Below are 2,817 nucleotides of genomic sequence, written 5' to 3' on the forward strand. Positions count from 1 at the left end.
TTCTTGACGTCCTTCTTGGCGGCCACGTTGCTCGCCTTGTTGGCGCAATTGTTCTGCAATAGTCATAAGTGTGTCCTCGTGTTTCGGTACTGATGAGGCTAGTGACGTAATTAACGCCTCTAGGTTGTTCGTTTCACCCACTTGGAGTAAGTAGCTCATCAATGACTGTACTTGCTTATCTGTAGTGTAATCGGTTAAGAGCAATGTGACCAGAGGCTCAAAGAAATCCATGATATCCCGATGCCTTGCGTGCTTTTGGACAAGCTCAAGCAATGCGATGCGGCGATGCTGCATTATCTCATCATCGGAGATGACCGTGACATCGACTAATGGAAAATCTTGAGTATAGAGCGCTTTAGCTATAAGAGGGTTAACGAACCCTTTTAACCAATTCATCTCATACGGGTAGGGCGAGACCTTACCATGGTAAAACTGCAACGGGATCACCAGAGGTAAACGCTCATGGCCAGCTTCAATATGTTGCTGCATGGCGGCGATAGCGTAACGCATTAGTCTGAATGCCATGTGTTTATCTGGTCGACTCTGGTGCTCGATTAACGCGTAGACGTAACCTTCCCCCTGAGACGTTGTAAGAGAATAAAGGACATCCGAATAGTAAGGCCGTAAACTTTCTTCAATAAAGCTGCCTGATTCGAGTTTTAGGGTCGTCAAATCACAGATTTCACGCAGCTCAGCAGGCAGGTGAATATCCAATAAGTCCTTAGCGGTTTCTGGATGAGTGAGAAACTGCTTAAAGAGGGCATCATGTGGGGTTGGCGTGGTCTTTTTCATTTTATTATCCTAACACCAAATGAGTTAAATCAGTATCACGATAGGGATTCTGCGCTAGCTTAATTTTTGCTCACGCATCAATTTAGATTATTTAATGTGATTCCCAAGGGAGGTTGACGGGGGAGTGTAAAATGAGAGCAGAGTGCAACAATAGTTAGCCACGCCTAACATTAAGTAGGCTTTCTAACAAAACTCTATTAATCGATTAGGTTTGTAGTAGAAAGCCCCTCTCAATTAGGCCTTTTTCTACAGCGAGATTTATATGCTATAAACGCTGTAACAACAATGGTTAATTGACTAACATGTATCGCTCGGGGATGTTTTAAAGTCATCAAATTTTAAGATTAGGTTTTTTGGTGAAGTTTGTGTTTTGGGGAGTCACACTTGGAGTTCTGTAAATAAGTGTACGTTATGAAGCCAAAGTCAAAATACCAAGGGTAGCGAGTAAACAAGAGACTATTTTCGTTTTAAGGTTCGTGCGCTCTTTTAAAAAGAAGTAACCAAAAAGAATATCGAGGATGAAGGCTCCTTGGAATAAAACCATGACTAAACTAAAAGCGCTAGTGTTAAGCACTTTTAAGAGAAAATAGTAGCTTGCTGTTCCGCAAGTGGCTGTTATTACGGCGTTAAATAGAACTTTTTTGATTAACCTATAATGAACTTTAAATAGTAGAGGCGTCAAAAAAGCGGTTCCAGAAAAACCGATAAAAAGGATAACGCTAGTAGGTAAGTACAACGTAAGTACTTTATCAAAACCAATGGCTAGAGTGAGAAAGATTGGCGCGAGCCACGCGTGTAGATTGTTTGAAAAAAGAAGATTCATGTTGTTACTTGTGCTGATGAGCAGTGAAGCGACAAGTATCAGTATAACGCCAGTCATTTGAAGGAAAGTCAGTGTCTCATTTAAAAAGCTAACCCCGAACAGAGCACTCCAAATGATCTTTGTTTTAGAGATTATCGAGATAGAGCCTAATTCAATTGAAGCACGAGCCCTAAAGGTTGAGTACGCAAACCCAAGCCATGAGAAAACACTGAATATACTTAAAAGCAACAGCTCCCAAAGTTCACTTGTATTGTCGAATTTTGTAGGGATTTGTTCGATTTCGAAGATAACAAACAGAGCAGCGAGTAAACTGCATGTGATTTGATAGGCTAGTAAATATTCATTACATAAAGGATTTTTCTTAAGAAAGACTCGTGAAATCCATTTGTCTAATGAACTTAAAGTCATAGCTAGAGCTAATATAGTGTAGGAACTTATCATTGTTTCTCAATGTGAATCGAGGTCTTGCATTTTATGAGTTCAAATAGTTTTCGGTTATTGGGGCTACTCTCTTCTCCTTTAGTAATAGCAACGTGATTATAATCAGTTTCAATTTTAGCTATGACATTTGGAATGACGATTTGAAGTATGAGTAATTCGAAAACCAATTTACTTAAAGGCGTTCCGGGAAACAGTTCTTTCTTTTGAAATTCGCCCGGCCAGTGCGCCCACCCCCAATCTTCTATGATGTATATCCCACCTGACTCTAGATAAGGGAATGATGTCAAAAAGGCGGCTTTTGTTGGTTCATATAAATGGTTGTAATCATCAATAATTAGATCTACATTTTTTGTGGGGAAGTGTGATTCTAATATTTGAATGACCTTGTCTGTATGCTCTTGCTTTACTCCACAATAAGGCTCTATTACAGAGTGTGCTGAAGGCCCCTTTCGGTATTGACTTAAGGCTGGATGCTCTCGACGTTTGTCTATGCCTATGATGGATTCAGGGGTGTAAATCTTATCGAGTAAAACGAGACTCGCCCCGTGATATACCCCAAACTCAATAATGTTTTTTTGACTTCCCCAAGAAACCAAATGAAATTCAACTTCGTCATCAATAGAGAAGCGTTCTTCATTATGCCAGCGTATTTTATCCCAAGGGTCATTATAACTATCCATACTTAGTCTAGGCCTGATAATTTCCATAGCCTGCAATGCTACTGTATGTAAAGATTTGATATTAATAAATTATTACTTAAT

Annotated in this window: 3 protein-coding genes; all 3 read right to left on the reverse strand. The window is 39.8% G+C overall.

The genetic code is table 11. The features are described from left to right. Positions 1-792 (reverse strand): Rpn family recombination-promoting nuclease/putative transposase (locus AB4496_RS15185; RefSeq protein ID WP_137002641.1); only part of this gene is annotated, 792 nt, incomplete at its 3' end. Between the two features lie 409 nt (positions 793-1,201). Then, complete coding sequence (locus AB4496_RS15190) at positions 1,202-2,056, reverse strand: EamA family transporter (RefSeq protein WP_136990891.1); 855 nt, start codon at positions 2,054-2,056, stop codon at positions 1,202-1,204. Continuing rightward, entirely contained in the window at positions 2,053-2,736 is a 684-nt protein-coding gene (locus tag AB4496_RS15195) for a class I SAM-dependent methyltransferase (protein WP_372131278.1), read from the reverse strand. Before AB4496_RS15195 ends, AB4496_RS15190 begins: the two co-directional genes overlap by 4 nt. Positions 2,737-2,817 lie beyond the last annotated feature (81 nt).

The organism is Vibrio sp. 10N.222.46.A1 (genome assembly GCF_041473595.1).
Classification (GTDB): domain Bacteria; phylum Pseudomonadota; class Gammaproteobacteria; order Enterobacterales; family Vibrionaceae; genus Vibrio; species Vibrio tasmaniensis_A.

What these genes read in the sequence shown, in the direction of transcription:
- AB4496_RS15195 (WP_372131278.1), bottom strand. Translation starts at nt 2,736, where the DNA reads ATGGATAGTTATAATGACCCTTGGGATAAAATACGCTGGCATAATGAA.
- AB4496_RS15190 (WP_136990891.1), bottom strand. Translation starts at nt 2,056, where the DNA reads ATGATAAGTTCCTACACTATATTAGCTCTAGCTATGACTTTAAGTTCA.